The organism is Micromonospora sp. NBRC 101691 (assembly GCF_030269285.1).
In the GTDB taxonomy this organism is placed as follows: domain Bacteria; phylum Actinomycetota; class Actinomycetes; order Mycobacteriales; family Micromonosporaceae; genus Micromonospora; species Micromonospora echinospora.
This window is the reverse complement of the sequence record NZ_BSTB01000020.1, coordinates 53,707-76,477: the sequence shown is the minus strand read 5'-3', so window position 1 is coordinate 76,477 and position 22,771 is coordinate 53,707. Positions and strand designations below refer to the sequence as shown.

At 71.0% G+C, this 22,771-nt stretch carries 20 protein-coding genes and 1 tRNA gene; 10 read left to right on the top strand and 11 right to left on the bottom strand.

Translation table 11 applies throughout. The features are described 5' to 3' along the window. Window positions 1–575: 575 nt before the first annotated feature. The 3 genes from QSK20_RS32185 to bagB are packed head-to-tail and all read left to right on the top strand — an operon-like array spanning window position 576 to window position 3,332. Complete coding sequence (locus QSK20_RS32185) at window positions 576–1,124, top strand: Rv0361 family membrane protein (RefSeq protein ID WP_416905788.1); 549 nt, start codon at window positions 576–578, stop codon at window positions 1,122–1,124. 27 nt (window positions 1,125–1,151) lie between these two features. After that, a complete protein-coding gene (gene bagA / locus QSK20_RS25710) occupies window positions 1,152–2,129 on the top strand; it encodes an ATPase BagA (protein ID WP_285791180.1) in 978 nt (325 codons plus the stop codon). Window positions 2,130–2,183: 54 nt separating this feature from the next. Beyond that, window positions 2,184–3,332 (top strand): ArsA family ATPase, encoded by a 1,149-nt coding sequence (gene bagB / locus QSK20_RS25705; protein ID WP_285791179.1) that lies wholly within the window; start codon window positions 2,184–2,186, stop codon window positions 3,330–3,332. Between the two features lie 31 nt (window positions 3,333–3,363). Here the strand turns inward: bagB and QSK20_RS25700 are convergent, their stop codons facing one another. Next, on the bottom strand, window positions 3,364–3,681 hold the full coding sequence (locus QSK20_RS25700) for a WhiB family transcriptional regulator (protein WP_285791178.1): 318 nt from the start codon (window positions 3,679–3,681) through the stop codon (window positions 3,364–3,366). 400 nt (window positions 3,682–4,081) lie between these two features. Here QSK20_RS25700 and QSK20_RS25695 point away from each other — a divergent pair, with 400 nt between their 5' ends. Then, entirely contained in the window at window positions 4,082–6,523 is a 2,442-nt protein-coding gene (locus tag QSK20_RS25695; protein WP_285791177.1) for a penicillin-binding protein, read from the top strand. A gap of 117 nt (window positions 6,524–6,640) precedes the next feature. Here QSK20_RS25695 and QSK20_RS25690 read toward each other — a convergent pair whose 3' ends face one another. Further along, entirely contained in the window at window positions 6,641–7,096 is a 456-nt protein-coding gene (locus QSK20_RS25690) for a GatB/YqeY domain-containing protein (RefSeq protein WP_285791176.1), read from the bottom strand. Window positions 7,097–7,121: 25 nt separating this feature from the next. Here QSK20_RS25690 and QSK20_RS25685 point away from each other — a divergent pair, with 25 nt between their 5' ends. Both QSK20_RS25685 and QSK20_RS25680 read left to right on the top strand, forming a co-directional pair. Beyond that, window positions 7,122–8,015, top strand: coding sequence for a metallophosphoesterase (locus QSK20_RS25685; RefSeq protein WP_285791175.1), 894 nt, complete (start codon window positions 7,122–7,124; stop codon window positions 8,013–8,015). Between the two features lie 98 nt (window positions 8,016–8,113). Next, a tRNA-Pro gene (locus tag QSK20_RS25680) sits at window positions 8,114–8,187 on the top strand. Between the two features lie 148 nt (window positions 8,188–8,335). Here QSK20_RS25680 and QSK20_RS25675 read toward each other — a convergent pair. From QSK20_RS25675 to QSK20_RS25665, 3 genes are all read right to left on the bottom strand, one after another. Next, window positions 8,336–8,497, bottom strand: a complete 162-nt coding sequence (locus tag QSK20_RS25675; protein ID WP_285791174.1) for a tyrosine-type recombinase/integrase — start codon at window positions 8,495–8,497, stop codon at window positions 8,336–8,338. A 410-nt stretch (window positions 8,498–8,907) separates the two neighbouring features. Next, on the bottom strand, window positions 8,908–9,348 hold the full coding sequence (locus tag QSK20_RS25670; protein WP_285791173.1) for a hypothetical protein: 441 nt from the start codon (window positions 9,346–9,348) through the stop codon (window positions 8,908–8,910). A gap of 484 nt (window positions 9,349–9,832) precedes the next feature. Continuing rightward, the gene (locus QSK20_RS25665) at window positions 9,833–10,615 is read right to left on the bottom strand and encodes an ATP-grasp domain-containing protein (protein WP_285791172.1); all 783 of its coding nucleotides are present in this window, start codon (window positions 10,613–10,615) and stop codon (window positions 9,833–9,835) included. Window positions 10,616–10,713: 98 nt separating this feature from the next. On the opposite strand from QSK20_RS25665, the gene QSK20_RS25660 reads away from it, so the two are divergent. Both QSK20_RS25660 and QSK20_RS25655 read left to right on the top strand, forming a co-directional pair. After that, window positions 10,714–11,307, top strand: coding sequence for a hypothetical protein (locus tag QSK20_RS25660; RefSeq protein WP_285791171.1), 594 nt, complete (start codon window positions 10,714–10,716; stop codon window positions 11,305–11,307). 76 nt (window positions 11,308–11,383) lie between these two features. Beyond that, entirely contained in the window at window positions 11,384–11,914 is a 531-nt protein-coding gene (locus QSK20_RS25655; protein ID WP_285791170.1) for a nucleotidyltransferase domain-containing protein, read from the top strand. A gap of 73 nt (window positions 11,915–11,987) precedes the next feature. On the opposite strand, the gene QSK20_RS25650 is transcribed toward QSK20_RS25655, so the two are convergent. Both QSK20_RS25650 and QSK20_RS25645 read right to left on the bottom strand, forming a co-directional pair. Continuing rightward, window positions 11,988–13,700 (bottom strand): cellulose binding domain-containing protein, encoded by a 1,713-nt coding sequence (locus QSK20_RS25650; protein ID WP_285791169.1) that lies wholly within the window; start codon window positions 13,698–13,700, stop codon window positions 11,988–11,990. A gap of 611 nt (window positions 13,701–14,311) precedes the next feature. Next, window positions 14,312–16,021, bottom strand: a complete 1,710-nt coding sequence (locus QSK20_RS25645) for a bifunctional metallophosphatase/5'-nucleotidase (RefSeq protein ID WP_285791168.1) — start codon at window positions 16,019–16,021, stop codon at window positions 14,312–14,314. 322 nt (window positions 16,022–16,343) lie between these two features. Here QSK20_RS25645 and QSK20_RS25640 point away from each other — a divergent pair, with 322 nt between their 5' ends. Continuing rightward, window positions 16,344–17,141: an alpha/beta fold hydrolase gene (locus tag QSK20_RS25640; protein WP_285791167.1), complete on the top strand. Its 798-nt coding sequence runs from the start codon at window positions 16,344–16,346 to the stop codon at window positions 17,139–17,141. Between the two features lie 191 nt (window positions 17,142–17,332). On the opposite strand, the gene QSK20_RS25635 is transcribed toward QSK20_RS25640, so the two are convergent. Then, on the bottom strand, window positions 17,333–17,533 hold the full coding sequence (locus QSK20_RS25635; RefSeq protein ID WP_285791166.1) for a hypothetical protein: 201 nt from the start codon (window positions 17,531–17,533) through the stop codon (window positions 17,333–17,335). Window positions 17,534–18,014: 481 nt separating this feature from the next. Then, complete coding sequence (locus QSK20_RS25630) at window positions 18,015–18,683, bottom strand: histone deacetylase (RefSeq protein WP_285791165.1); 669 nt, start codon at window positions 18,681–18,683, stop codon at window positions 18,015–18,017. 111 nt (window positions 18,684–18,794) lie between these two features. Here QSK20_RS25630 and QSK20_RS25625 point away from each other — a divergent pair, with 111 nt between their 5' ends. Further along, the gene (locus tag QSK20_RS25625; protein ID WP_285791164.1) at window positions 18,795–20,255 is read left to right on the top strand and encodes a GGDEF domain-containing protein; all 1,461 of its coding nucleotides are present in this window, start codon (window positions 18,795–18,797) and stop codon (window positions 20,253–20,255) included. A gap of 154 nt (window positions 20,256–20,409) precedes the next feature. On the opposite strand, the gene QSK20_RS25620 is transcribed toward QSK20_RS25625, so the two are convergent. Then, window positions 20,410–21,471, bottom strand: coding sequence for an aspartate-semialdehyde dehydrogenase (locus QSK20_RS25620; protein WP_285791163.1), 1,062 nt, complete (start codon window positions 21,469–21,471; stop codon window positions 20,410–20,412). Window positions 21,472–21,476: 5 nt separating this feature from the next. After that, window positions 21,477–22,742, bottom strand: coding sequence for an aspartate kinase (locus QSK20_RS25615; RefSeq protein ID WP_088981685.1), 1,266 nt, complete (start codon window positions 22,740–22,742; stop codon window positions 21,477–21,479). Window positions 22,743–22,771 lie beyond the last annotated feature (29 nt).

Sequence of the window (22,771 nt, the reverse complement as noted above, 5' to 3'; positions counted from 1 at the left end):
CGTCGCCGCCCACCCGTTCCCCCGCGCCGGGGCCGAACGTAGGGTCGAGATCCACCAAACGGCAACTGGACGCGCTCGAATCATCACGGACAGTCATATATGCGACAGGCCGGCCGTCCGGTTGCGGATATCGCGATCGGCCGGTCCGGCGGTAGGCGACCCACGCCCGGCACACGCCGGTGGAGTACGTCGACCCCCCGGTCGGCACCGGCGGCATTCGCACCGGGACCCCGGTCCGCCCCGGCGACCGCTACCCTCACGGGCGGGTCGGCGCTCCCGACCCGCCCACCAGAGAGCGTCACCGCCGCCGGTGACCGCGTAGCGCACTCCCGGGGGAGACGATGACCCAACCGCCGCAGGGTGGCCAGTTCCCGCCGCCGAGCGGTCCGCCGTTCGGCGCCGGCCAGCCGCAGCCCGACGCCCCGTACGGCACGCCGGGCCCCGCCCCGCAGTACGGTGGCGCGCCGGGATACCCGCCCCCGCCCGGCACGCCGGCCCCGCCGCCCGGGTACGGCGCACCCGTGCCTCCGCCCGTGTCCGGCGCACCCGGGTCCGGCGCACCGGTCTCCCCGTCCATGCCCGGTGGGCCCTACCCGCCCGCCGGATACCCGGCACCGGCCGGCGGCGCCTACCCGCCCGGCGGACCGTTCCCGCCCGGGTACCCTGCGCCGGCCCCGCCCCGGAAGAAGCGCGGGCTGCTGATCGCCTCGATCATCGTGGTGGTCGCTCTGCTGCTCTGCGCCGGTGGTGGGACCGCCGCCTTCTTCCTGCTGCGGGGAGCCGACCCGGGCGAGGGCGCGGACGAGCCGACGACCGCGGTCCAGGAGTTCCTCACCGCCGTCTACCAGGACCGCAACGCCGGTCGCGCGACGGACCTGGTCTGCTCCTCCTCCCGGGACCGGGAGAAGATCGCGGCCAAGGTGGCCGAGGTGGAGAAGTACGTCGCCGAGTACGACACGCCCCGGTTCCGGTGGACCGCGCCGGCGGTGGCCGACCGGACCGACGAGCGCGCCACCGTCACCACGAAGGTGACCGTGACCACCGCCGACGAGAAGGTCGCCGACCAGGAGCTGCGGTTCACCGTGATCCGGGAGACCGGCTGGTGGGTCTGCGAGGTCGGCTGATCGGAGACCGGTGGTTAGGCTCGACTGGTGCGAGCAGCTGAACAGCCGGTCGACCCGGCCGGCCCGGGGTGGCCGGCCCGCCTCCACGTGGTCACCGGCAAGGGCGGCACGGGCAAGACCAGCGTGGCGGCGGCGCTGGCCCTGGGACTGGCCGCCGGCGGCCGGCGCACCCTGCTGGTCGAGGTGGAGGGGCGACAGGGCGTCGCGCAGCTCTTCGGCACCGACCCGCTCCCGTACGAGGAGCGGCACCTGACCGACGCGCCGGGCGGCGGGGAGGTCCGGGCACTCGCGGTGGACGCCGAGGAGGCGCTGCTGGAGTACCTCGACATGTTCTACAAGCTCGGTGCCGCCGGCCGTGCCCTACGCAAGCTCGGTGCGATCGACTTCGCCACCACCATCGCCCCCGGCCTGCGTGACGTCCTGCTCACCGGCAAGGTCAAGGAGGCGACCAGCCGGACCAGCGGGCAGCGCCGGGTGTACGACGCGGTGGTGCTGGACGCTCCGCCCACCGGCCGGATCGGCCGGTTCCTGAACGTCACCGCGGAGACCGCCCGGCTGGCGAAGGTCGGACCGATCAAGACCCAGAGCGAGGGCGTGGCCGCCCTGCTGCGCTCCCCGATGACCGCGGTGCACGTGGTCACGCTCCTGGAGGAGATGCCGGTCCAGGAGACGCTGGACGCGGTCGCCGAGTTGACCTCGTTCGGATTCCCGGTCGGGCGGATCATCGTCAACGCCGCCCGCCCGCCGCTGCCCACCGGCCGGCCCACCAGCCAGGCCGAACTACGCCGGGGGCTGCTCGCCGCCGGGCTCCCGGCCGACCGTGCCACCGTGGCCGGACTGCACAGTGAGGCGGTCGACCAGGCCGTCCGGCGGGAGCTGGAGGAGACGCTCCGGGAGGAGCTGGCCGAGCTCGGCCGGCCGCTGGTCGAGCTTCCGCTGCTCCCGACCGGCGTGGACCGGGCGGGCCTGGAGACGCTGGCCGCCGCGCTCGTCCGGGCGGATTGACTCACACCTGCCGCCGGCACGGCGCGGGGAGCCGCACGAGCCCGATACGCTCGATTGGTGCCTTCTGAAGACGCAGCGCCGCTGCTGGACGTCGACCAGATCCTCGCCGACCCGGGCGTGCGGATCGTCGTCTGCTGCGGTGCGGGCGGGGTGGGTAAGACGACCACCGCGGCGGCGCTCGCGCTGCGGGCGGCGGAACGGCACGGCCGGCGTACGGTGGTGCTGACCATCGATCCGGCGCGCCGGCTCGCCCAGTCCCTCGGCCTGACCGAGCTGGACAACACACCCCGCCAGGTCAAGGGGCTCGACACCGACGGCGGCGGTGAGCTGCACGCCATGATGCTGGACATGAAGCGGACCTTCGACGACGTGGTGCTCCAGCACACCGACCCGGCGAAGGCGGCGGAGATCTTCGCCAACCCCTTCTACCAGGCGATGAGTTCGACCTTCGCCGGCACACAGGAGTACATGGCGATGGAGAAGCTCGGGCAGCTCCACGCCCGGGGCGAGTGGGACCTGATCGTGGTGGACACCCCACCGTCCCGCTCGGCGCTGGACTTCCTCGACGCGCCGGCCCGGCTCTCCCGCTTCCTCGACGGCCGGATGCTGCGGCTGCTGCTCGCCCCGGCGCGCAGCGGTGGGCGGAGCATGTTCAGCCTGGTCACCGCCTCGTTCGGGATGTTCTCGAAGGTGGTGCAGAAGGTTCTCGGCGCGCAGTTGCTGACCGACCTCTCCGGATTCGTCGCGGCGCTGGACTCGATGTTCGGGGGCTTCCGGCAGCGTGCTGAGCAGACGTACCGGATCCTCCAGGCCCGGGAGACGGCCTTCCTCCTGGTGGCGGCACCGGAACCGGACGCGGTCCGGGAGGCCGCCTACTTCGCCGGGCGGCTGCGGGAGGAGCGGATGCCCCTGGCCGGGCTGGTCCTCAACCGGGTGCACCGGCCGACGGTGACCACCCCGGACGCGACGGAGAGCCTCGCCGCGGCGGACCGGCTGGCGGAGCTGGGTGGCCACGAGGCCACCGTGGACGTGCTGCGGGCCCACGCCGCGCTGCTCCAGCAGTCGGCCCGCGAGCAGCAGGTGGCGGCGTCCTTCACCGAGGCGTTCCCGGCGGTGCCGACGGTGGCGGTGACGGCGCAGCCCGCCGACGTGCACGACGTCGACGGGCTGCGGACGATCGGGACGGCGATCAGCCGGCCCTGACCGGTGGCGGATGTCGCCGGATGACGGCCGGTCAGCCGGCGTTGACCAGGATCTTGTCCTTGCCCGCCTTCTCCTTGGCGTTCTTCCGCATGGCGGCCTCGAACATCTTGCGCCAGCTCGTCACCTGGGGGTGCCGGCGCAGCAGCGCCCGGCGTTCCCGCTCGGTCATGCCGCCCCACACGCCGAACTCGATGCGGTTGTCGAGCGCGTCGGCCAGGCACTCGTACCGAACTGGGCAGCTCCGGCAGATCCGCTTCGCCACGTTCTGTTCAGCGCCCTGTACGAACAGTGCGTCCGGGTCTCCGTTCTGACACGCCGCCAGCGACGGCCAGTCAGTGATCATGCCCATCTGTACTCGTCCCCCCTTGCAGTACCTACCGACTCCATGCGGGTCAGCCGGATTTCCCCCCGGTCATCCGCGCCCGACCTTCCCCAAGGCGGCACGGACGACATCTGGCTCTGTCGCCGCCCTCATCATGCTCCGTAGTCACCCGATTACGCAACGTTGTCGGCCAAATCCATCATTTCGGACACATCGCGCGTCTCGGACTACGGCCCGCCGCATACCCCGGCCGACCGGGTGAAAACCCTGCGGCGTCCCCACTTTCCGGGGACACTCGCCCGCCGGGCGCAACCCCGCACCGGGGGTCGTGCGTTTAGCACAACGAGGGCGGCGCACGCAGGAAATGGGGGAAACCTGCCCCGAAGCCGCCCACTACCTACTCGCGTACGCTGTCGAGGTGACCTGGATGCGGAAACGTGACCACAATCTGCTGACCAACGCCGCATCGCTACTGATATGCGGCCTGCTGGCCGGGGTGGTGGTGGCGGCCGCCGCGTTCCCTGCGGTGGCGATGTCCGGGCTGGCCGCCAAGGCCGGGGCCGAGACGCTCGGGAAGCTCCCGCCGGACCTGACCGTCAAGCGGGCCCCACAGATCAGCTACCTGCTCGCCAGCGACGGCAAGACCCCGCTGGCGACCATGTACGACGAGAACCGCCGCGACGTCAAGCTCAAGGACATCGCCCCGGTCATGCGGCAGGCCATCGTCGCCGCCGAGGACCACGACTTCTACAAGCACAACGGCGTCGACTTCAAGGGTGTCGCCCGGGCGTTCGTCAACAACAGCTCCGGCGCGGCCTCCCAGCAGGGCGCCTCGACGCTGACCATGCAGTACGTCCGACTGGCGATCGCCTACTCGGCGAGCCACCCGGCCGACGTGGTCGCCGCGACCGAGGACACCACCGCCCGCAAGGTCCGTGAGATGCAGTACGCCGTCCAGGTGGAGAAGAAGTTCTCCAAGGACGAGATCATGGAGCGCTACCTCAACATCGCCGCCTTCGGCAACGGCGCGTACGGCATCTTCGCCGCCAGCCAGGTCTACTTCAACAAGACGCCGGCCAAGCTCACCATCGACGAGGCCGCCATGCTCGCCGGCATGGTGAAGGCGCCGACCAGCTTCGACCCGACCACCAAGAGCGGCTACCCGCTCGCGGTGGAGCGCCGCAACTATGTGATCAACAACATGGTGGAGATCGGCGCCATCACCAAGGAGGAGGGCGAGAAGGCCAAGGCCGTCAAGCTCACCGTCAAGGGCAAGCGGGCACCGAACGGCTGCGTACAGACCCGGGACGCCCAGTGGGGCTTCTTCTGCGACTACTTCTACCGCTGGTGGCTCCAGCAGGAGGAGTTCGGCGCCACCACGTACGACCGGGAGCGGCGGCTCAAGAGCGGTGGCTACAACATCGTCACCACCCTCGACGTCCAGGCTCAGCGCGGCGCGGACAAGGCGGTCCGCAAGGCCAAGTCGGTCAACAGCAAGGAAGCCGCGATGGTGGCCGTGGTCGAGCCGGGCAGCGGCCGGGTGCGGGCGCTGTCGGTGAACCGAAACTTCAAGCTGGACGACCCGAACAAGCCGCAGAACAAGCCGCACAGCGACCCGGTGCAGCGGAACAAGAACAAGAAGCGGGGCAACTACCCGAACACGGTGAACCCGCTGCTCTCCGGCGGTGACGGCATCACCGGGTACCAGGCCGGCTCGACGTTCAAGATCTTCACCATCGTGGCCGCGCTGGAGAAGGGCGTCCCGCTCCAGTACACGATCAACTCGCCGAAGCAGTTCAAGTCCGAGTACATCGTGGAGCGCAACTCCCCGGCCGCCTGCCCGGGCACGAACAACTACTGCCCCACCAACTCGGTGGAGAGCATGGCCGGCCCGCACAACATGTGGAGCGCCTTCGGCCGCTCGGTGAACACCTTCTTCGTCCCGCTCCAGCAGCAGGTCGGCGCGAAGAACGTGGTGAAGGCGGCGCAGAAGCTCGGCATCACCTTCCGGGCCAGCAACGACGCCACGTTCGCCGCCACCGACCAGGCCGCCAACCAGTGGGGCGCGTTCACCCTGGGCGTCTCGCAGACCACCCCGCTGGACCTGGCGAACGCCTACGCCACCCTCGCCGCGGACGGCAAGTACTGCGAGCCGATCCCGGTGCAGAAGATCACCGGACCGGACGGCAAGACCCTGGACATCGCCAACCCGCGCTGCGAGCAGCGGATCAGCACCGAGGTGGCCCGCGCCGCCGTGGACGCCGCCCGGTGCCCGGTCGGTGACCGCTCCTCCACCTCGCGCTGCGCGGGTGCCACCGCAGGCAACGTCAAGGGCATCGTGGACGCGCCGGTCGCCGGCAAGTCCGGCACCACCGACTCCGAGAAGACCGCCTCGCTGGTCGCGATGACCAAGCAGTACGCGGTGGCCGGCATCATGGCCGACCCGGACTGGCCGCAGACCAACGTCAAGATGAAGCACAACCAGAAGGACGGCATCAACCCGCCGGTGTACGAGACGCTGCGGGACGCGATGAAGGGCAAGGAACGGATCAACTTCACCCCGCCGAGCGGCAAGATCGTCACGGGTGACCAGCGCTCCATCCCCCGCGTCCGGTGCGAGTCGGTCGACACCGCCCGCAACCGGTTGAAGGGTGCCGGCTTCGAGGTCGTGGTCAGCGACATCAAGATCTCGTCGAGCTGCCCGGCCGGGAGCGTCGCCGGCACCAGCCCGGACGGACGCACCATCAAGGGCGGCGTGGTCACCATCCAGATCAGCGACGGCAACGGTGGCGGCACGCCGGGTGACAACGGTGGCGGCACGCAGCCGGGTGCTCCGCCCCGAGGCGGCACGGACCGGCCCAACCGGTAACCGGTCCGGACACCACGAAGGGCCCCTGCCGTCGCACACCAGCGACGGCAGGGGCCCTCGTCAGTTTCCGGTCCGACAGCTCGGGAAGCCGGTCGACGACCCGGGTCGGCCGACCGCTCAGACGGCGAGCTGGCGGCGTACCTCGGCGGCCACCCGGCCCCCCTCGGCCCGGCCGGCCACTGCGGCCTGGGCCGCCTTCATGGCCGGGCCCATCTGCGCCTTGCCGCCGAACCCGCCCGCCGCGAGCGCCCCCGCGACCAGCTCGGCCAACTCCTCGTCGGAGAGCTGCCTCGGCAGGTAGCGCTCCAGCACCTCGCCCTCGGCGGTCTCCTTGCCGGCCTGCTCGGTGCGCCCCGCCTCGGCAAAGGCGGTCGCCGCCTCACGGCGCTTCTTCGCCTCCTTGGTCAGCACGGCGAGCACCTCGTCGTCGGAGAGCTCCCGCTTGGCCTTGCCCGCGACCTCGGCATTGCCGACGGCCGCCAGGGCCATCCGCAGGGTGGAGGTGGTCAGCTCGTCCCGGGCCTTCAGGGCGGCCCGCATGTCGGTGGTCAGGCGGTCCTTAAGCGTGCTCATGGTCGGTCAAACTACCCTGAACGGCATGCGAAAGCGCACCTTATTCCGGCTCGCGACCGCCACCGCCGCCCTCGGCGCGGCCACCCTGGCGTACGCCTCGCTCGTCGAGCGCAACATGTTCACCCTCCGCCGGTACGACGTGCCGGTGCTGCCGGCCGACGCCGAACCGCTGCGCATCCTGCACCTCTCCGACCTGCACATGACTCCTGACCAGGAGCGCAAGCAGCGGTGGGTGGCGTCGCTGGCCGCCCTGGACCCGGACCTGGTGGTGGTCACCGGGGACAACATGGCCCACCCCGACGCGGTGCCCGGTGTGCTCCGTGCCCTCCAACCACTGCTCGACCACCCGGGTGCCTTCGTCTTCGGCTCCAACGACTACACCGGTCCGGTCTGGAAGAACCCGTTCTCCTACTTCCTGCCCGACCGTGAGTACGCCGAGGGCGTCGCGCTGCCGTACGAGGAGTTGCGGTCGGTCTTCACCGGTGCCGGCTGGGCCGACCTGAACAACTCCCGGACCACCATCAAGGCCGGCGGGCGGCTGGTCGAACTCGTCGGGGTCGACGACCCGCACATCGAACGGGACGACTACTCGCTGGTGGCCGGGGCGGTCGCCGAAACCGCCGACCTCTCCATCGGCCTGACCCACTCCCCCGAGCCCCGGGTGCTCGACGAGATGGCCGCCGACGGCTTCGACCTGCTGCTGGCCGGTCACACCCACGGCGGGCAGGTCTGCGTACCGGGAGTGGGAGCGCTGGTGACCAACTGCGAGCTGCCCCGCGCCATGGCCAAGGGCCTGCACCGCTGGCCCGGCTCCGACTCGTGGCTGCACGTCTCGGCCGGTCTGGGCACCCACCCGACCGCCCCGGTCCGGTTCGCCTGCCGCCCGGAGGCGAGCATCCTCACCCTGATCCCTCGCTGATCCGGCACCTGCGCCGCCGCTGACCGGAGGCCGAGGCGGGCGCGGGGGTACCGAGTTTGATCCCCGGGGCGGGTGGGCTAGTATTTGTCCGCACGCCTCGGGGTGTGGCGCAGCTTGGTAGCGCGCTTCGTTCGGGACGAAGAGGTCGTCGGTTCGAATCCGGCCACCCCGACAGAGGCAGAGCGGGCCTGGTGAGATGCTGTCTCACCAGGTCCGCTGCTGTAAGTGGAGCGTTCCATTTCAGCGAATTACGTCGATTCTTGCTGGCCTTCCTCGCCCTCGTTCTGCTCGATAGTCAGCGGAAAGTCAGCGAAGGGTTCTCAGACCCGGTCGGCACCCGTCTCGGACGTGTGCGTGTATCGATCGAGCGTGGTCGAGATCTGCTCGTGCCCCATCACGCGGGCCGCATCGTCGAGCGGTACGCCGTCCGTGATCAGCCACGGGGCGTACGAGTGGCGCAGGTCGGCCCTGTCCCGGAGCACGCACTACCCGGCGGTTGGCTAGTGCCTCGTCCCGCAGTCCTGCACAGGTGATCCGGGCGGCGGCTCTTGGAGTTGATCGCGAACCCGGATTTCGGTAGGCCGATCTGCCACTGCCACAGATTGTGCCGCCGCCCGCCCGCCCGGCCGGCCGGCCGGCCGGCCGAGGACGCCACCCCGACAGCAACTGAGTGTCCGAGGCTTCGTGGCTGCCTGAGGTGTGATCCGCTCGGCGTGTCGTGTATCTGAGCTGCCACAACTGTGTGCGGTAGCGGATGTCCGCTCATCCGCCGCCACTCCGTTGTGCAGCAGCCGACCGCACCCGACCCGCACCAGCCTCAGCAGCCCGCTTGACCTCGGACGACAGCCGATCCACCCTCCTCGCCACCAGTTCGGGACGGAGAAAGGCCGGTTCAGGCGCGTACGAAGTTGAGGTCGAAGTCCTTTCGCCAGGACTTGCCCCCGTCCTCGGACGCCTCCCAACGGCCGAGGATGCGGTCCTTGTCGACGTCGGCGACGAAGCGTTGGTGGAAGTCCGGGTCTTCGCGGGTCATCGTCCAGTGCCCGCCACCGAAGGTCACCGCGAACTCGCGACAGACTCCGCGATCGTCCTGGTAGAGCGCGACGAACCGGTCGTTGGCATCGCTGCGTCCGAGGACGAGGCTCATCTCGGAGTGCGCGTGCCCGTCTCCACCGAACTCCGACCGCACGAGCAGCAACGACTCCCCGAGCCACTCGATCACGGTGGCGCCCGGCACCTCGGTGCCTGCCGGTTCGAGGAACCAGGCGTCCGATATCGTCGCCGTCCAATCGCCGACGAGGCCGTTGAGCTTCGCCATCTCGGTGTTTCGCATCGTTTCCTCCCGGTCGATCCGACGCCGCCCGGCACGTCGACGCCGCCACCGCAGGGCAGGCACCCCACCCCGGCTCAGGCAGTTCCCCACACTGATCGTGCCCCACCCGGCCGACCAGCGCTCCTGGAGAGGACGACGAGCAAGCCGTCTCATGATGGCCTCTCCGACGGCGACGGGCAGGTAGCTGGCTTCTTGATGTGATTCGCTGTCTTCCCACTCGGGGATGTCTGCCGGGTCGTCGCCTCCGATGCCCATCGACACGTCGCTGTGCCGGGCGCGGAAGTAGAACCGCTCACCGTCTGGCAGAGCGCCTTCTACCTGCACGGGGGCTGCCGCACACGTCACGTGCGCCGCCCAGCCCTCGGCCTCGAGGGTGGCGGCGAGTCGGAGCCAGGACGCACCGTGTCGCTGGTGCCACCGCCGCCGAGCCTCATCCACCGTGCTACTCCTCAGCCTCGCATCCGGCCGAGCCGACACTTGGCGATCATGCCGGAAGCGGACTGAGCGACTGGTCCGGGCCGCTGAGCGGCCGGACGAACTGTCGGTCGCGGGCGCTGACCGAGGCCGTCGGGCCGGCTGCCCGGAGGACGACATCGAGAACCAGGTCCGAGTCCGCCACGTAGGCCCCGCTGGCCCAGGCGGCATTCGCCTCGACCACGGCCCAGTGGCCGTCGACCAGTCCCACGTCGACGACGATGGCGGAGGGCAACGTGTGCCCGTATCCGGCGAGTAGGTCGGCGCCGAAGGCCAGCGCGTCGGCCGAGGGAGGGCCGAGATGCAACCGGCCGTGCTCGGCGTACTGGCTGCCCGCGTGGACCGCACCGTCGAGCAGGTGCAGCCGGTACTCGGCGGTGAAGTCGACGACGTCGCTGACGAGCACCGGAGTCCGTCGGTCGACAGCATCCGGTCCGGGCAGACGGGATCCGTCAGTGTAGATCATCGCGGGGATGCTCTTGTCGTTGGGCGACTTGACGAAAGCTGGGCGACGGAGTTCGTAGGCCTCACCGATCGCGACCAGGGCGATCTCCCTGCGGGTGAGTTCACGGGGAAGCCGGGTCAGCCAGCCGGGCTCGGCCTCCAGGGGTGCGATGCCGAGCAGCGGCGCGACGGCGTCGGCGAAGCTCGGTCCCGCATGGAGGTGATCAGCGCAGGTCCCGGCGGGCACCTCGAAGGTGGGAAGCTGCACAGTACGTAGTCCGCGTCGGTGGGCGGCGTCGCGCAGACGTTGGGCCGAGGCGGTCAGGCGCGGTGGCAGCACGAGTGTCACGACTGGTCATCCTGCCTCGACCCGCCACCTCGTTCACAGCAGTTGTCCGGCGGTCCGACCCGGTGCGGAAGTCGCCTGGTCTGGCAGGATCGGAGCCCATGCACCCCTTCCAGCACTTTCTCCTTCCCGGGTTCGACCAGGTGGCCGCCGACACCTGGGCCAACGACGAGCGGATCGTGATCCAGCCGGTCTTCTTCAACCTGGTTCCCGACCTGCCCGCCGCGCTCACGGACCTGACCGCGCTTCGGAAGGGGTTGGCGAAGATGGCCGCTGCCCAGGGTGGCGCGCTGATCGAGGCAGACGTCGAGTCGGTCGGCGGGCAGCCGGCACTTCGCCAGGTCATCAAGGTCAAGCTGCCCAACCAGCCCCACGGCCAGGCCTTCCTCGGCAGCTACATCGTGCCGAAGGCCGCGTGCAGCGCGGTGCTGCGGGTGCAGGCCGCCGAGAGCGGCATGACCGGCCAGCGGGAAGCGCTGGTCATGGCCAGGACCGGTCCCGCGAACTACTTCCGACCCCATCCGTACGGACCGGAGGGCGAGGGCGGCCTGCCGTCGCACGTCGCCGACGATGCGGCGTACGACGCCCAGTTCCCACAGCACCCGCTGACCCGGGTACGCCAGGTGCTGGCCCAGCTCGCCCAGCAGGTCGAGTTGCACCCCGGCTTCGCCGCGCTGCCGCCGTTCGCCCCCTGAGGTCGTGATCGGTCCGGTGGGCCCGGACGGGCGAAACCCTGTTGCCCCCACCACCACGGCGAAGCACGATTCCGGGATGACCGGAGTCGCCCACCTGGACGCCGACGAGGTGCACGCCGTCCTCGACGCTCTCGCGAGCGCCGGTTGCCCGGCGTGGATCGGTGGCGGTTGGGGCGTCGACGCTCTCGTCGGTCGGCAGACCCGCAGTCACCGGGATCTCGACCTGCTGATCCCGGCGGATCGCGAGGCGGCGGCACTGCGTTCTCTCGGACTGCTCGGCTACACGGTGGAGACCGACTGGCGTCCGGTCCGGGTCGAGGTCGTCGCCGCCCGACGCGGCCGGGTGGACCTGCACCCGGTGACGTTCGACGCGGCAGGGGACGCCTACCAGGCGGGCCTGGACGGTACCTCCTTCCACTATCCCGGGGACTGCTTCACCACCGGCACCATCGCCGGTCGCGCGGTCGGCTGCCTCTCCGTCGAGCAGCAGTTGAGTCTGCACAGCGGCTACGAACCCCGTGACGTCGACCGCGCCGACCTCGCCCTGCTCCGGCAACTCGCGTCGGCCTCCACCGGGCAACCTCCGCAGGTCACCGGGACACCGTGAGGACGGGTGGGCGCGGGAACCCGGTCGCCACCCGCGCACACCCGACCGGCCGGCGACGGGCCGGTGTGGACTCTCAGAGCGTCAACACGACCGTGGAGATGCTGCGCGCCCCGACGTTCACGCTGACCTGCCCGCCGTTCACCGTGGTCGGCTGGCTGGCCGCGTTGGCGTTCTGCGAGGTCAGGTAGTACTCCGCCGTCGTGACGTTCTGCGGCACCTGGATCACCGCGTTGTTCACCGCACTGGTCGACCGGTTGAGGATCACCAGCGTGATCTTCCCGCCGCCCCGGTATGCGGTCACCTCCAGCGGTGACGCCTTGGAACTCTTCGTCAGGGCGACCCGCTGGTAGCCGGGGCGGACGTACTTGGCGTACTGCGAGAACGCGTACCCGCGCTTCAGCGGGACCCCGGCGGTGGTGCCGTAGGCCGCCTCCCCGTCGCCGATGAAGGAGTAGTAGCGCTTGCCGTACCACCAGACGTAGGCGCTCCAGTTCGACTCCATCGACCTGTGCACCGTACGCATGATGTCGTCGAGCGTCTCGTTCCAGACCGCCTGGTTGCTGGGGTTCCCCCAGATGTTGGAGCCGCTGCCGTCGGCCTCGTGGAGGTTCCACTCGGTCATCCACACCGGCTTGTCGTGCTGGGCGGCCAGGTCGTAGGGCTTCAGCCGGCCCGACGCCTCGGTGCCGTACAGATGGCCGCCGATGTAGCCGATGTTGTTCCGGGCACTGGCGTCGTTCAGGGTCGGATCGGTGTAGCCGTAGTTCAGGTTCACCGCCTCGGCGACCATCAGCCGGGTGTTCTGCACCTTGGCGCCCTGCTCACGTACGAAGGTCTGCAGCTCCGTGCCGCTCCAGTCCATCGAGTCGTAGTCCGGGTGCCAGTCCGGCTCGTTCTGCACCGAGGTGACGTCGACCGTCACGCCCTGGTTGCGCATGTACTGCACGTAGCTGTTCAGATGGTTGGCATAGTCGTCGTAGTACTCGGGCCTCAGCTTGCCGCCGTTGATCCGGCTGTTGTTCGTCTTCCACGCCGCCGGTGCCGTCCACGGCGACGCGAGGATCTTCACTCCCGAACCGTACGTTTTCGCCGTCTTGAGGGCGTTGACGTGGATCGGCCATTCGCTGGAGACCGGCGAGAGGCCGGTACGCACGATCGACAGGCCCAGCTGGTTGGGGCCCAGCCCGACCAGGGTCTGCGTCTCCGCCGTCGACCAGGCGCCGCCCCAGATCGACTGCGCCGCCCCGAACCCGTCGATCGTCTGGTAACCGTTGGCGCTGTTCACCGTGATGTCCGCCGGCCCGTTCGGCGGCGGCGTGGTGGGCGGTGGGGTGGTGGGCGGTGGCGTGGTCGGACCGGTGGTCGGCGTGACCCCGCCGGTGCAGGTCACCCCGTTCAGCGCGAAGCTGGTCGGCGCGGGGTTGCTTCCGCTCCACGAGCCGTTGAAGCCGAACGAGGTCGTACCGTCGGTCGGAATGGCACCGTTGTAGCCGACGTTCCTGGCGGTCACCGCCGCACCGCTCTGGGCGACGGTCGCGTTCCAGGCCTCCGCGACCCGCTGGCCGGCGCTGTAGGTCCAGGTCAGCGTCCAACCGGTAACGGGGTCACCGAGATTGGTGACGGTGACGTTGGCCCCGAAGCCGCCCTGCCACTGCGACGCCACGGCGTAGTTCACCGAACAGCCGGCGGCGGCTGCCCCGGCTGGCAACGCCCCGGCGACCGCGGCCGATGCCAGCAGCACGGCACCCGCCGACACCACGGCGGTGTTCACTCTGCGTCTCTTCATGGAAGATCTCCTGACTGGGGATGCGGCCGACAATCGGGCTCCGAAGGCTCGGAAGCGCCTGACGGCCGCGCCGGGCAGACCGGTGACGGGTCCGCCGAGGGGGTGGTGGAGGAACGCCGGCCCGTCGAGTTCCCCGTACGGGGCCAGGAGAGATCCACACTGGAGACGGGCTTCGGGACGGCCCTCCAGCCGCCCGTCCGGCCGCCGGCCAGGTGGTGCGCCAGCCCGGAACTGCCGGAGGAGTCGACCCCGAGCCGACGATGTTAGCGCTCACATTACGGCCAGTCCGGAAGCCGTCCCACCGGCCCGGTGCGGGCAGGCGGACGACGGGATGGCTGGTGATCGCGGCCAGCGGAGCCACACGGCGCCCTACCGTGTCGGCCGGTTCGATGGAGCCGGCCAACTCCACTGCTCATCGCAGGCCCGCAGGCGATCTCCGCACAGCGAGCGCACGAAATCCTTCTCTGGTCGCCACGAAAACTAGTCCGCCCAGCGACACATGTCAATGATCATCGATTCGATACCTCGCCCCCCGTGCGACGACGAGGCCGGGCCGACCACGCGAACGGGCCCCGGAGCAGCAGCTCCGGGGCCCGTTGCGGTGCCGACGGTCAGGCGACCTCGGCCGTGGTACGGATCCGGTCCAGCGCCGGCGCGGCGATCGGCGAGCTGGCCTTCAGGTACGCGATCAGCGCGTCCAGGTCGATCATGCCGGTGACCGCGTTGGTGCCCTGCGGCAGGACACTGAACCCGTCACCGCCGCCGGCCAGGAAGCTGTTCACCGTGATCCGGTAGGTGGCGGCGGTGTCGACCGCCGTACCGCCGATGGTGAGGCTGCCCCGGACGACCCGGGTGCCGGCGCACGGGTCGGCGGCCGGCGCGGTGGTGCCGTTCACGTCGACGACGTAGCGGACGGACGCCGACGGGTAGAGCGTGCGGCCGACGACGAACTGCTGCTCCAGCATGCAGTAGAGCTGCGCACCGGTCAGGTCGAGGGTGGTCAGGTTGTTGGCGAACGGCTGGACCGTGAACGCCTCTTCGTACGTCACCTGACCGGCGTCGATGTCGGCCCGCACCCCGCCCGGGTTCATGAACGCGGCGACCGCGTTCTGCTCGGTGTCGGTGGCGGCGAACTGCGCGTCGGCGATCACGTTGCCCATGGTGGACTCGCCCAGGGTCGTGCCGTACAGGGTCTCCTGGGCGCGGCTCAGCGGGCCGCTGGTGGTGCCGACGACCTGGCCGGCGATCGGGCCGAGGACCTCCTTGTAGCGGGTGATCAGCTCGGTCTGCGCCCGGTCCTTGGCGACGTCCCGGGTGACCACGACGTTCTCCGCCTTCATGGTGAGCACGTCACCACTCCGCCGGTCGATCTTGAGGTCGATGTCGGTGACGAGCCGGCCGAACGAGCTGGCGCTGGTGACCAGCTTGCCGTTCACCTCGCAGTTGTACGCCTGGTGGGTGTGGCCGCTGACGACGACGTCGATCGACCGGTCCATCCGCTTGGCGATGTCCACGACCGGGCCGCTGAAGTCGACGCAGTCGTTGATGCCGCCGGACCCGGCCTGGTTGCCGCCCTCGTGCAGCAGGACGACGATGGTCTGCACGCCCCGGCGGCGCAGCTCGGCGGCGTACCGGTTGGCGGTCAGCGCCTCGTCGGCGAAGGTCAGGCCGGCGGTGCCCTCCCGGCTGACGATGTCCGGGGTGCCCTCCAGCGTCATGCCGATGAAGCCGATCTTCACGCCGTCCACCTTGTGGATGGCGTACGGGGGCAGCAGCGGCTTGCCGGTCGAGGTCTTGAACGCGTTGGCCGACAGGTACTGGAAGCCGGCTCCCCGGTACGGGGTGCCGTCGGCGCAGCCGTCGACCGGGTGGCAGCCACCGTTCTGGATCCGCAGCAGCTCGGCGGGGCCCTCGTCGAACTCGTGGTTGCCGACGCTGGCGTAGTCGAGCCCGGCCAGCGACAGCGCCTCGATGGTCGGCTCGTCGTGGAACGCGGCGGAGAGCAGCGGCGACGCGCCGATCAGGTCACCGGCGGCGACGGTGATGGTGTTCTTGTGCTTCCTGCTCTCCTGGCGGAGCTGCTTGAGGTAGGTCGCCAGGTATTCGGCACCGCCCGCGGTCTGCCCGGCGATGGTGCCGCTGGAGCCGCTCGGCGGTTCCAGGTTGCCGTGGAAGTCGTTGAGGGCGAGCAGCTTGACGTCGACCGGTTTCGGGCCGACCGGGTGGGCCTGGGTGGGGGTCGCGGCAACCGCGCTCAGCGCTGCCGCGGTGAGCGCGGCCAGACCGAGCGCGGTCCGGCGGCGCATCCCGGAGACGGACATGGAACTCCTCGTGAGGGTCGGTGCGTGGGGCCGGCGCGGTACCGTCCGGCTGCCCTGATCCGTACCGTTGCAGTGATCGCTCGCAGGTGCGGCGTGGGGGTCGCGGTCCTGCCGGGACAGCCTCTCATCCGCGCCGCGATCGGTCGACCGGACGAGTACAACGGAGCTTCGGATACGTTCGGCCACCTCAGCCGGTCGGACGGACGGTTCCGGCATGACGGCCGGATGAACGGGTGTCCCGGCCGGGATGCCCCGCGCCGCGACAGCGGTGGACGGCGGGTCGTGGCCGACAGCTGTCGTACCGTCGGGGTAGGAATGGCGGGTGACCACGACGAACCGGCCGGCGCAGACGGTGCGTTCCGCCGACAGCACCCCGATCGCCTACGAACCCTCCGGGGAGGGTCCTCCGATCGTGCTGGTCGGGGGCGCCTTCAACGACCGGGCGACGGCGCAGCCGCTGGCCGCCGCCCTGGCCCCGCACTTCACGGCGTACACCTACGACCGGCGGGGGCGCGGCGACAGCGGAGACACCGCGCCCTACTCGGCCGACCGGGAGGTCGACGACCTCGCGGCGCTGATCGGCGCGGCCGGCGGTTCGGCGTACGTCTACGGGCTCTCCTCGGGAGCGATCCTCGCCGCCCGGGCCGCCGCCCAGGGGCTGCCGATCACCGGTCTCGCCCTCTTCGAGCCGCCGTTCGCGGTGGACGGGCGCGCCGGCTCCCGGCCGGGCCTCGCCGCCGCGCTGGCCGAACTGGTCGCGGCGGACCGCCGTACGGAGGCCGTGGAACTCTTCATGACCTCGGCGGTGGGACTGCCCGCCGAGGCGGTCGCCGGGATGCGGCACGACCCGAGCTGGCCGTTCCTGGAGCGGATGGCGCACACCCTGGCGTACGACGCCACCATCACCGGCGACGGCGCCCTTCCCCGGGACGAGCTGGCCGCGATCACGGCACCGACTCTGGTGGTGGACAGCACAGCGAGCCCGGACTGGCTGCGGCAGGCGACCCAGCGCACGGCCGAGGCGGTTCCCGGGGCCGGGCGGCTCAGCATGGCGGGCGGGTATCACGAGGTGCCCCCGGCCGACCTCGCCGTCGAGCTACGCCGGTTCTTCCTCGGGTGATCGACGGAACGGAGGCGAACCGACGGTCCGGCGCACATCCGACGGTCCGGACTCGCGATCGACGCGGTCCGGCGCACAGCCGACGGTCCGGTGCACGATCGACGCGGTCCGGCACCGCGATCGACTTGGTCGGGTGAGGCCCGCCGCGCCGGCCTCCCGTCAGAGCCGGCGCGGCGGTGGCTTTCGGTCGGTCAGCGGCAGGCGTAGCTGCCGCCCAGGCCGTGGTACGGCCGGGCCGGGTTCTCGATGACGGGATCGCCGCCATCGTCGAACGGGCCGAAGCGGCCGGCGTCCCGCTGGTCGCGGGCTGCCAGGTCGCGCAGCGCCCAACGCCCCGCAGAAGGCATGCGCCTGTTGATGGGAAGGTTCTCGTCGTTCAGGCTGCTGTTCACGATTCCCCCACATTCCGAGAGCCAGCGACGGTCCTGCCGGCACGGGATCCCACGTTTCCGTGAGAATGCCTGAGGCTATCGATGGTGATGCCAGTCGTGGACATCGAGAAAGCTGCAAGGGCAACTAACAACTGGCCGGTTGATCAACCACAACCGAACGGACTACGTGACTCAAACGATCGGCGTATGCCTATGCACTGAGGGTGATCGCGCAGGTCGGCACCGGTGAACATCGGCCAGATCGTCCAACGGCTACGGAGAAAGAGCCGATCGGCGGGAGATGTGACCACGCCGACATCCCGCGAGCGAGATTCGGTGTGCGATTCCGGAAAATGCGCAGGCAGACACAGCCCCGTCGTTGTTGCGCCCGGGACACGCCCACCACAGACGCCGATGCGTCGCGCCGTTCCCGCCCGCCGAGTACGCGGCGGCCGCCCACGGCGACCACGGGTGTCGACTGTGGACATCCGCCGGTACGACGCTACACCGCGCCGTCCGACCCGGTCCACGTTCCCGCCGTCGCGTGTCGGACCGTCGCCGCCAGATCGGCCGGCTCCCACCGTCCGGCCACCCCGGGGCGTGCCGCCAGGTAGTCGACGATCCGGTCGACGGCCCAGCCGTGCGACTCGGCGAGCCCGGCGGCGAGCAGGCCGAGGTAGGCCGCGGCGGGCGGATTCCACGGGACGTCGCCGGCCCGCCAGGGCGCGGTGAACGTCAGCAGTGGGTACCCCTCCCGGTGGCCGGCGCAGACCAGGGTCTCGTACCGACCCGGCCCGACCGCCACCGAACCCCGCTCCACGGCGACGGCCAGCGCCACCAGGTCCGCGCCCGGCGGACGGTACATCTCCTGCGCCGCGACGTCGGCGAACTGCCCGGCGGTGAGCAGGTAGGCCCGGGCCGCGACCAGGCCCGGCAGCGCCAGGTCGTAGAAGGCCATCCCGCCGGTCCAGGCTCGCGACTCGCCGGTGAAGTAGACCCCGCCGGGGAGGAACACCGGAACGTCGCGGCGGGGCGGCCGGCGGTCCCGGCAACCCGGGTACGTCCGCAAGCCACCGGGTGGCCGGCCGCCGCCGAGGTAGCAGCCGAGCCGGGCGGCGTGCAGATTCGAGCCGTAGGCGACGTACCACACCAGGTCCGACGACACCGACACCTCCCGGTCGGCCCAGGGTATCCACAGCCCACGTCCACAGCCTGTGGATAGAACGTGTGTACGAGCACCGGAGCGGCCGGCGGGGCCTGGGTAACCTTGGTCGTGCGGCTGATGGCCGCTCACCCGCCCCCGACCTGGAACGACGCCCACGTGGACCTGGACCGAGTCATCCGTGACGTCACGGTGCGCCTGCCGATGGCGTCCACCGCGGTCGAGGCGTGCCAGTGGGTTGTCAGCACCCTCTCCCGGTACGCCCCGGCGACCATCTCCGTCCTGCTCCAGGTCCACGACCGGCTGCGCTGCGTCGCGGCGACCGGCTCCTGGCAGGTCTACGCGACCGTGCCACCGAAGGCGGGCATCGTCGGCCGGGTCTACGCCTCGGGCACCGGGGTCACCGTGGCCCGGGTCGCCGACGACCCGGACTATCTGCCCGTCCGACCGGACGTGACCGCCGAGATCTGCGTGCCGGTGGTCGACCCGGCGGGCCGGCCCCTGGGCGTGCTGGACCTCCAGTGGTGCAAGCCGGTGGAGCTGGGGCCGTGGCGGGAGACCGCAGAACGGATCGCCACCCGGCTCGGCGCGCGGATCGTGGCGTTGGGCGGCCCGCCGGCCGAGACACGCGGTGAGAAGATGCTCCGGCACGCTGCCGCGCTGACCGCCGCACCGACCGAGTGGGACCTGATGACCGCGGCGATCTGCGCGGCCCGGGACGTCTCCACGCTCTCCGCGGCCGTGCTGGTCCTGCCCGGTCCGGACGGCCCCCGGCTCGGAGCCCCGCCCCGCGTGCCCGGCGAACTGGAGGGCCGGGTGCGGGCCGAACTGGTCGAGGCGGGCCCGGAACCGCTGGGCCGGATGATGAGCCGGGCACACCGGTACGGTGCCGGCTACACCCTGGGCGAGGCGGGACACCCGCCGACCGAGGAGCACCAGCCGCTGGCCCGGGCCGGCGTCCGCACGCTGATCACCGTGCCGTTCGGACCGCCCGACGCCGGTGGCGTCCTGCTCGTGGCCGACGAGCGACTGCTCCAACCGGACCCGACCACGGTCAACCTGATCGAGTTGCTGGCCGGGCAGGCGTGGACCTCCCTGGACCGGCTGCGCACCCTGGCCCGGTTGCGCGAGCGGGCCAGCTCCGACCCGCTCACCGGACTGCGGCACACCGGGCCGTTCGGCGAGCGGATCGCCACCGCCACGCCGGGACGTACCGCCCTGCTGGCGATCGACGTGGACGGCTTCAAGAGCGTCAACGACACGTACGGGCACCAGGCGGGCGACCGGCTGCTGGTCGGACTGGCCCGGGCCCTGGAGGCGGCGCTCCGCCAGGGGGACGAGCTGTACCGCATCGGCGGGGACGAGTTCGTGGCGGTGCTCGAGGTGAGCCGCCCGGACGAGGCGGTCCGGATCGCCGAGCGACTCACCCAGGCGGCCCGGGGCACCGGCCAGACGATCAGCGTCGGAGTGGCCCTCCCCCGGCCCGGCGAGTCCCCCGAGTCGACGCTGCGCCGCGCCGACCAGGCCCTCTACGCCGTCAAACGCCGAGGACGCGACGGCGTCCAGCTCGCCGCCGCGTAGTGGCGGCTCACCGCCCTGAGGCGGTAGCTGAGGTGTTTCGTGGTAGCAGGGGACCCCTGCTCATCAAAAAGCGGTAACAGGGGTCCCCTGCTACCACCCGGCAAAGCTCCGGCGGGCGCACTCGGCCGGCGCGGAACTGAGGTGGGCGCGGAACTCAGCGGGTGCGGAACTCGGCGGCGAGCAGCTCGGCGATCTGCGCGGTGTTCAGGGCGGCCCCCTTGCGGAGGTTGTCGCCGGTGACGAAGAGGTCCAGGGCGCGCGGGTCGTCGAGAGCGCGGCGGATCCGGCCGACCCAGGAGGGGTCGGTGCCGACCGCGTCGATCGGCATCGGGAACTCGCCCGAGGCCGGATCGTCGACCAGGATCACCCCGGGCGCGTTGCGCAGCGCCTCACGGGCGCCCTCGGCGTCCACCTCGGCGGCGAAGACGGCGTGCACGGCCACGGAGTGCCCGGTCACCACCGGCACCCGTACGCAGGTGGCGGAGACCTTGAGGTCGGGCAGTCCGAGGATCTTGCGCGACTCGTTGCGCAGCTTCATCTCCTCGGAGGACCAGCCGCCGTCGGCGAGCGAGCCGGCCCAGGGGACCACGTTCAGCGCCAGCGGCGCGGGGAACGGGCCCAGCTCGTCCCCCACCGCTTGGCGTACGTTGCCGGGGCGGGAGCCGAGCGCGCGGTCCCCGGCGATCTTGCCGAGCTGGGTGTGCAGGGTGTCCACCCCGGCCTGCCCCGCTCCGGACACCGCCTGGTACGAGGAGAGCACCAGCTCGCGCAGGCCGTACTCGCGGTGCAGCGGCGCGACGGCGACGATCATCGCGAGGGTGGTGCAGTTCGCGTTGGCGATGATCCCCTTCGGCCGGTTGCGCACCTGGTCCGGGTTGATCTCGGGCACCACCAGCGGGACGTCGCGGTCCATCCGGAACGCCCCGGAGTTGTCCACCGCGACCGCGCCCCGGCTGACCGCGACCGGCGCCCACTCGGCGGAGACCTCGTCGGGCACGTCGAACATGGCCACGTCCACGCCGTCGAACGCCTCCGGCGTCAGCGCCTGGACGACCAGTTCCTCACCCCGGCAGCGCACCTTTCGCCCGGCCGAGCGCGGCGAGGCGATCAGGCGGATCTCGCCCCACACGTTCTTGCGGGCGGAGAGCAGCTCGCACATCACGGTGCCGACCGCACCGGTCGCCCCGACCACGGCGAGGGTGGGCAGCGGCGCCATCGGCGCTACCGCCCGGTTCCCGCGTAGACCACGGCTTCTTCGTCACCACCGAGTTCGAACGTGTCGTGGATGGCCCGCACGGCCACGTCGAGGTCAGTGTCCCGGCAGACCACGGAGACCCGGATCTCCGAGGTGGAGATCATCTCGATGTTGACCCCGGCCGCGCCGAGCGCGGCGAAGAACCCGGCGGCCACGCCGGGGTGGGAGCGCATGCCGGCGCCGATCAGCGACACCTTGCCCACGTGGTCGTCGTAGAGCAGGCCCTTGAACTTGACCGACTCCTGGATCTTGTTGAGCGCGGCCATCGCGGTCGGGCCGTCCGTCTTGGGCAGGGTGAACGAGATGTCCGTCCGTCCGGTGCCCTCGGTGGAGACGTTCTGCACGATCATGTCGATGTTGATCTCGGCACCGGCCACGGTGTCGAAGATCCGGCCGGCCGCTCCCGGCTCGTCCGGCACCCCGACGATGGTGATCTTCGCCTCGCTGCGGTCGTGGGCGACCCCGGTGATCAGTGCTTGCTCCACAGGAAGGTCCTCCATCGATCCGGTGACCATGGTGCCGGTGTTGGTCGAGTATGACGAACGGACGTGGATCGGCAACCCTGCGCGACGGGCGTACTCCACGCTGCGCAGGTGGAGCACCTTCGCCCCACAGGCGGCCAGTTCCAGCATCTCCTCGTAGGTGATCTGCTTGATGTGCCGGGCGTTGGGCACGATCCGTGGGTCGGCGGTGAAGATCCCGTCGACGTCGGTGTAGATCTCGCAGACGTCGGCGTCGAGCGCCGCGGCGAGCGCCACGGCGGTGGTGTCGGAACCGCCCCGGCCCAGCGTGGTGACGTCCTTGGTGTCCTGGGAGACGCCCTGGAAACCGGCCACGATCACCACCGCGCCCTCGTCGAGCGCGCCCTTGAGCCGGCCCGGGGTGACGTCGATGATCCGCGCCTTGCCGTGCACCGAGGTGGTGATCACCCCGGCCTGCGATCCGGTGAACGAGCGGGCTTCGTACCCGAGGTTGTGGATGGCCATGGCGAGCAGCGCCATGGAGATCCGCTCCCCGGCGGTGAGCAGCATGTCCAGTTCCCGCCCCGGCGGCAGCGGGCTGACCTGGTTGGCCAGGTCGAGGAGTTCGTCGGTGGTGTCCCCCATCGCGGAGACCACGACGACCACGTCGTCACCGGCCTTGCGGGCGGCGACGATCCGTTCGGCCACCCGCTTGATCCGCTCCGCGTTGGCGACGGAGGACCCGCCGTACTTCTGCACCACGAGTGCCACGACGGCGCACTCCCTCCCAGCAGCCCTGA